Genomic DNA, 4,851 nt, shown 5'->3' with positions numbered 1-4,851 from the left:
CGAGATTTTATCGTTCCCATGCTCCGCGTGGGAATGCCCTTCTGGACGCTCTGCGTCCTCGGGCTGTTATCGCACGGACAACGCCAGCATGAACGCCGCGACGATGCCACACACGGCGAACAGTTGTTGCAGGCGTGGGCCGGCGAGGTAGCGGGCGACTTGCCTGCCGACTATCAAGCCGATGACTGCACCCAGTGCAAAAGGCGCACCCACCGCCCAGTGCATCACCCCGCTCAAGGAGGCGGTGATGACGCTGCCCGTCGAGACCAGCGCAATCACCGCCAGTGACGTCGCCACAACGCTTTTCATGCCCAGATCGCTGTAGCGGGTCAGCGCCGGAATGATCACGAAACCGCCGCCCACACCCAATAGCCCTGACAATAACCCTGAACCCACGCCCGTCAGCGTCAAAGCGCGCAGGCACGGCATGGTCCAGCGCAAACGGCCTTGCAGCGGGTTGAGCACGCAGGGCAGCATTTCTGCGCGCGGCGGCGGTTGGCCGTGACGCAATTCGCGGCTGGCCCTGATGAACATGCGTCCACAGGCGTACAGCAGCACAACCGAAAAGACCAATGCCAGCGGTGTATTGGGCAGCCGATGGGCGAGCCACAGGCCCAGAGGTGCCATCAACACACCGATGGACGCGATGTACCCGGCAGCGCGATAGCGGACGATACCCTGACGCAGCCCCAGCACCGCGCCGATTCCCGCCGCCAGCCCGACGGCCAGCAGACCGACAGGTGCCGCTTCGACAATCGACAGGCCAAGACCAAAAACCAGCAGCGGAACCGCGAGAATGCCACCGCCCGCGCCGGTCAGCGCCAGTACCAGGCCAATGATCGCCCCCAGGCCAACGCCCAGCAGTTGATGCTCATCCATGCCTGGCGTCAGCCTTTTCCGGTTTCGCCAGCCATTCACGCCCCTTGAGCATGCCATGCCAGTAAAGTGCGGGCAGCACGCGTTCTTTCAGCCACCAGGCCAGCCGGGTCGGTTGCCGGCCATCCAGCAGCCAGCGCGGGAAGCTCGGCGCAACCTTGCCGCCATAGGTGAATTCAGCCAGTACGATCCGGCCTTTCTCGACGGTCAGCGGGCACGAGCCATAACCGTCGTAGACGGCAGACTCACTCCGACGACCCAGCGCGACCAGCACATTATTGGCCACTACCGGTGCCTGCTTGCGGGCGGCTGCGGCGGTTTTGGCGTTGCTGGTATTGGTGGCATCGCCGAGACCATGAACATTGGCGAACTGTCGGTGCCGGAGCGTGGCAGGGTCCACGTCCACCCAGCCTGCGGCATCGGCCAGCGGGCTGCTGCGAATGAAGTCGGGTGCAATCTGCGGTGGCACCACGTGCAGCATTTCAAAGCTGTGCTCGACGGTCTCGCTGCTGCCATCGGCCTGCGTGCGAACAAACGTAGCGCGCTTGCCCGGCCCGTCGACTGCCACCAGCCGATGGCTGAACTTGAGGTCGATGGCGTAACGCTCGATGTACTTCATCAGCGCCGGTACATAGTCCGCCACACCGAACAGCACGCCACCGGCGTTGAAGAACTGCGTATTGATCTGCGCCAGACGGCCGGTTTTCAGCCAGTGGTCACAAGACAGGTACATGGCCTTCTGTGGCGCACCGGCGCATTTGATCGGCATGGGCGGCTGAGTAAACAGCGCGCGCCCTTGCTTCAAGCCCTGCACCAGCTTCCAGGTATAGGGTGCCAGGTCATAGCGATAGTTGGAGGTCACGCCGTTGGCACCCAGCGTCTCGACCAACCCGTCGATGGCCGCCCAGTCCAGCTTCAGACCGGGGCAGACCACCAGTTGCTGATAGGCAAGCATGCGCCCGTCGGCGAGCGTCAGGGTATTGTGCTGCGGTTCGAACGTCGCCACGGCGGCCTTGATCCACTGCACGCCTTTGGGAATCAGCGACGCCATGCTGCGTGCCGTCGACTGCGGCGTGAAGATGCCCGCGCCGACCATGGTCCAGCCCGGCTGGTAATAGTGGGTATCGGCAGGGTCGACCAGCGTGATCTGCAGGGCAGCATCACGGGCGAGCAGGCTTGCGGCGGTGGCGATACCGGCAGCACCGCCACCGACGATCAGGATCTGACAGCTAGTTGTCGAAGCATTCATCACAGGGTTTCCCAAGGCGGGCAGCAGTCAAAAGGCATTGAGCGGGATCTTCAGGTAGACGACGCCGTTGTCTTCCGGCTCGGGAAAGTGCCCGCAGCGCATGTTGACCTGCACCGAAGGCAGCATCAGCACAGGCATATCCAGCGTCACGTCACGGGCTTCACGCATGCTGACGAACGCGTCTTCATCTACGCCGTCATGAACATGGATGTTGCTGGCGCGCTGTTCGGCGACGGTGGTCATGTATTTCAGCTCACGACCGTTGGGCAGGTAGTCGTGGCACATGAACAGCAGGGTGTCAGGCGGCAACGCAAGCAACTTGTGAATGGAGCGGTACAGCGTGCGCGCATCGGCTCCGGGAAAGTCGCAACGCGCGGTGCCGTAATCGGGCATGAACAACGTGTCGCCGACAAACGCGATGGTTTTGTCGTCGACCTGCACCAGGTAACTCATGCACGCCGGTGTATGCCCGGGCGTATGCATGGCCTTGACCTGAAGTGTTCCAAGGGCAAACGAGGCGTTATCTTCCAGCAGCACATCGAACTGGCTGCCATTGCGGGCAAAGTCAGACGGCGCGTTGAACAACGCGCCAAAGGTTTCCTGCACGGCGGTGATGTGGCTGCCGATGACGATTTGTCCGCCAAGCTGCTGTTTCAGATACGGCGCGGCCGAGAGGTGATCCGCGTGCACATGGGTTTCGAAAATCCACTGCACCGAAGCCTCCAGCGCCTGTACCCGGCCGATCATCCGGTCGGCAGACTCGGTCCGGGTGCGGCCCGACTTGGGGTCGTAATCGAGCACGCTGTCGATCAGCGCGCACTGCTTGCTGTCCAGGTCCATCACCAGGTAGCTGATGGTCCAGGTATGACTGTCGAAGAGTGCTTCGACATAAAGTTTTTCACCGATGATCATGTGCAATTCCCATGGCTGTAAATCGCCTCGAGGCCCGTTTGGTCAGGCCGGACGGTTGGCAGTCGTTGCTATGGCATCTCAATAACCATGCCAACGGCCGGAAAACCCATTGAGCATAGTAAATACAAGGCGTTGAGGGATTCTGCGGAAAACCCGCGTGATGGTTGCCAAGGCACTGACTGCCACATTTTGGCAGTCGCTTGGCAGACAGTGGCATAAGCTGGCAGCGAGATGGGTTAAGCTGCGGCCAATCCACAGGAGCAAGCATGACCCTCATCGCCACTGATTTACCCGGCAGTCGCATGCAGTCGCTGGTGTCATACCTTGAACATGACCTGCGACCGACCATCGTTCTGGACACCGACTACAACATTATCGCGGCCAACACCGCCTATCAGCGTCAGTTCGGCGTTGAAGGCACGCCACATGTGGGCGAGAAGTGTTATCGGGTGTCACATCAGTTCGCGGTGCCGTGCGATCAGGCCGGTGAGCATTGCCCGATGCGCAAGGCCCACGAAACGCGGCTTCCGGAGCGTTTGCTGCATATTCACCATACGCCTCGCGGCCCTGAGCATGTGGATGTGGAGCTGCGGCCGATTCTCGATGACGGGGGTGAAGTCATCGCCTACGTCGAGCGACTGAGTTCGGTGGCCGTGGCGTCGGTCCAGCCGCAGCAGCATGGGCTGGTCGGTCGCTCAGCGGCGTTCAAGGAAGTTCTGGGTGCCTTGCAACGCGCTGCGCCCGCGCAGATTCCGGTGCTGCTGCAGGGTGAGTCGGGTACCGGCAAGGAATTGTTCGCTCGCGCACTGCACGCCAGCAGCGCCAGATCCGCCGGGCCGCTGGTGGTGGTCGATTGCACCGGGCTTACCGAAACCCTGCTGGAGAGCGAGCTGTTCGGCTATGAAAAGGGCGCGTTCACCGGCGCGTTGCAGCGCAAGACCGGTCTGGCCGAAGCCGCTCATGGCGGCACGTTGTTCCTTGATGAAATCGGCGAGGTGCCGCTGGCCATGCAGGTCAAGCTGTTGCGGCTGATCGAATCAGGCAGCTTCCGCCCGGTGGGCAGCCTGCGAACGGTGCACTCGGATTTTCGGCTGGTGGTGGCCACCCACAAACCGCTCAGGGAGATGGTCGCCGATGGCAGTTTTCGCCAGGATTTGTTTTACCGCATCAGCGCTTTCCCGATCCGTCTGCCGGCACTGCGCGAACGCAGTGAAGACCTGCCGCTGCTGATCGACAGCCTGCTGCAACGCATCGCGCCGGGTGCTGCTCCGCGTGTCGACCCCGCGGCCATGAACCTGCTGAGTGTGTACAGCTACCCCGGCAACATCCGCGAACTGCGCAACATACTCGAGCGCGCCCGCCTGTTTACCGATGACGGCGTTATTCGCGTACAGGATTTACCCGCTGAAGTGCGTGGTCAGGGCGAAGAAGCGGGTGGCGTGACTTACCGCCAGCAGGACGACGGCCTGGAGAAACTCGCCCATGCACTGCGAGTGTTCAACGGCTCGCGCAGCGAACTGGCCAGAGAACTGGGGCTGAGCGAACGCACTCTTTATAGACGTTTGCGTGCCCTCGGCATTCCGCGCTGAAGCACGCACACGGCGACGCAGAGCGTCGAGAACTGCATTCCCACGCTGGAGCGTGCGGAACGATCATCGTAACTATCGTACGGCGCTCCGCGTCGCATGCCTTTCTGGACGCTCCGCGTCCTCTTGGCGACGCAGAGCGTCGAGAACTGCATTCCCACGCTGGTGAACTGCCCCCAAGAAGTTGGACACCAATCCGACCTCATGGGGGTGTTCAAATGGGTAAGT

4 protein-coding genes are annotated in these 4,851 nt (G+C 61.9%); 1 reads left to right on the top strand and 3 read right to left on the bottom strand.

Annotation, left to right across the window (positions count from 1 at the left end):
* Positions 1-66 precede the first annotated feature (66 nt).
* The 3 genes from RYC17_RS25790 to RYC17_RS25780 are packed head-to-tail and all read right to left on the bottom strand — an operon-like array spanning position 67 to position 3,037.
* Positions 67-879, bottom strand: coding sequence for a sulfite exporter TauE/SafE family protein (locus RYC17_RS25790; RefSeq protein ID WP_316904728.1), 813 nt, complete (start codon positions 877-879; stop codon positions 67-69).
* On the bottom strand, positions 872-2,125 hold the full coding sequence (locus RYC17_RS25785; RefSeq protein ID WP_316904727.1) for an FAD/NAD(P)-binding oxidoreductase: 1,254 nt from the start codon (positions 2,123-2,125) through the stop codon (positions 872-874). Before RYC17_RS25785 ends, RYC17_RS25790 begins: the two co-directional genes overlap by 8 nt.
* Before the next feature lie 27 nt (positions 2,126-2,152).
* A complete protein-coding gene (locus tag RYC17_RS25780) occupies positions 2,153-3,037 on the bottom strand; it encodes an MBL fold metallo-hydrolase (protein ID WP_316904726.1) in 885 nt (294 codons plus the stop codon).
* Between the two features lie 266 nt (positions 3,038-3,303).
* Here RYC17_RS25780 and RYC17_RS25775 point away from each other — a divergent pair, with 266 nt between their 5' ends.
* Positions 3,304-4,626, top strand: a complete 1,323-nt coding sequence (locus RYC17_RS25775) for a sigma-54 interaction domain-containing protein (RefSeq protein ID WP_316904725.1) — start codon at positions 3,304-3,306, stop codon at positions 4,624-4,626.
* Positions 4,627-4,851: the final 225 nt, after the last annotated feature.

Origin of the sequence: Pseudomonas syringae group sp. J248-6 (genome assembly GCF_032586995.1) — a bacterium.
Classification (GTDB): Bacteria; Pseudomonadota; Gammaproteobacteria; order Pseudomonadales; family Pseudomonadaceae; genus Aquipseudomonas; species Aquipseudomonas amygdali.
Note: the sequence above shows the minus strand (reverse complement) of the source record. Positions and strands in the feature narration are given on the sequence as shown.